The sequence below is a fragment of the Pseudomonas sp. AGC41 genome (genome assembly GCF_057334555.1).
This window is the reverse complement of sequence record NZ_JBHFJB010000117.1, coordinates 51761-53279: the sequence shown is the minus strand read 5'-3', so window position 1 is coordinate 53279 and position 1519 is coordinate 51761. Positions and strand designations below refer to the sequence as shown.

The 1519-nt window shown below is 58.2% G+C and carries 2 protein-coding genes; one reads left to right on the top strand and one right to left on the bottom strand.

What is annotated here, in order from left to right; translation table 11 throughout:
• Window positions 1-42 precede the first annotated feature (42 nt).
• The gene (locus ACE04F_RS20425) at window positions 43-495 is read right to left on the bottom strand and encodes a GNAT family N-acetyltransferase (RefSeq protein WP_486109494.1); all 453 of its coding nucleotides are present in this window, start codon (window positions 493-495) and stop codon (window positions 43-45) included.
• Between the two features lie 258 nt (window positions 496-753).
• Between ACE04F_RS20425 and ACE04F_RS20420 the strand changes: the two genes are divergently transcribed.
• On the top strand, window positions 754-1491 hold the full coding sequence (locus tag ACE04F_RS20420; protein WP_486109492.1) for a substrate-binding periplasmic protein: 738 nt from the start codon (window positions 754-756) through the stop codon (window positions 1489-1491).
• Window positions 1492-1519: the final 28 nt, after the last annotated feature.

Sequence of the window (1519 nt, the reverse complement as noted above, 5' to 3'; positions counted from 1 at the left end):
CCTGGGTTCCTTGTGGGAGCGAGCCTGCTCGCGAAGAGGGCCTCAGGGCCGATGCATCCCGATGTGCGGAATCCCATCCTCGAGATATTCCACGCCCACCACTTCAAACCCGTATCGCCCGTAATACCCTTGCAGATGCGCCTGCGCCGACAACGAGATCGACACGCCGGGCCAGTGCTTCTCCGCCTGCTTCAGGGCTTGTTCCATCAGCATATGCCCCAGCCCTTGCCCCCGCGCCTCGGGAGCGATGACCACGCGGCCGATCACCACATCGCTGTTTCGCGAATGCGGATCGAGCAAACGAAGGTAAGCGACCAGGTGGTTGTCCTGCCAGGCCATCAAATGGCAGGTGTCGCCGTCCAGATCCAGTCCATCGACGTCCGGGTAGGCGCAGTTCTGTTCGACGACGAAGACCTCGGCGCGCAGTTTCAGGAGGGCGTATAGCTGTTCCTTGCTCAGGTCAGTGTGATGTTTGCAGACCCAGTCGATATCCATTTTTTGAATTTCCCAGAGAACCTGCTGCCGATATTAGGCGCCCTTGCGTCGGAAGTCTCTTTTCAATCGGTCAAAAAATCTGTGATAAAGACCAAAATGCCATCATCGATTTGTCGCGGTATTGCCTTCTTTATGTAATCTTCAATCCAGCGCTGCGCAGCGGTTTCGATGAGCTAACGTTAGGACCGGATGCCTTGGGGCATCCTTGGGTTTCGGCTAAAAACAAACCGGGCTTTGAACCCGTCAAGGAAGTCAGGCATGCCGCGATTGCATCGAGCTCTTGCTTTGGTCGGGTTGCTGTTGCTGAGCCATAACGCCTGTGCGCAGAAACTGCGTCTGGTCGCCGATGCCTGGCCACCCTTTACCGACTCGACACTGGTCAATGGCGGCCTGGCGACCGATATCGTCACCACCGCCCTGGCGCGCGCCGGTTATGCCAGTGACTTCGAGCAGGTGCCCTGGGCTCGGGCGATGCTGGAGATCAGCGAAGGGCGATATGACGTGCTGATCAACGCCTGGTACGCCGAGGAGCGCACCCATGTGGGCCAGTTCTCGGCCGAGTACCTGCTCAACCGCGTGCGCTTTATCAAGCGCAAGGATGCGCCGCTCGATTTCGAGAATCTGCAGCAGTTGTATGCCTACCCCATCGCCGTGGTTCGCGGCTACGCCTATTCCAAGGCGTTCGATGAAGACGAACAGATGCAGAAAGTCCCCGTGCATAACTTCGCGATGGCCGTGCGCATGCTCGCCGCCGACCGGGTGAAGCTGACGCTGGAAGACGAGTACGTCGCCCGTTATTACCTGGCCCGCGAATCCGCCAAGGTGCGCAATGCGGTGGAATTTCTACCCAAGCCGTTGAGTGAAAACAGCCTGCATATTCTGGTCAGCCTGAAGAACCCTGAGCATGCGCAGATCGTCGCCGGGTTTGATCGGGAGATCGCGGCGATGAAGGCGGATGGGAGTTATCAGAAGTTATTGGAGGCCCATGGGATGTGAAGCTACTGTTCGGCTGATGGCCCCTTGG

What these genes read in the sequence shown, in the direction of transcription:
- ACE04F_RS20425 (WP_486109494.1), bottom strand. Translation starts at nt 495, where the DNA reads ATGGATATCGACTGGGTCTGCAAACATCACACTGACCTGAGCAAGGAA.
- ACE04F_RS20420 (WP_486109492.1), top strand. Translation starts at nt 754, where the DNA reads ATGCCGCGATTGCATCGAGCTCTTGCTTTGGTCGGGTTGCTGTTGCTG.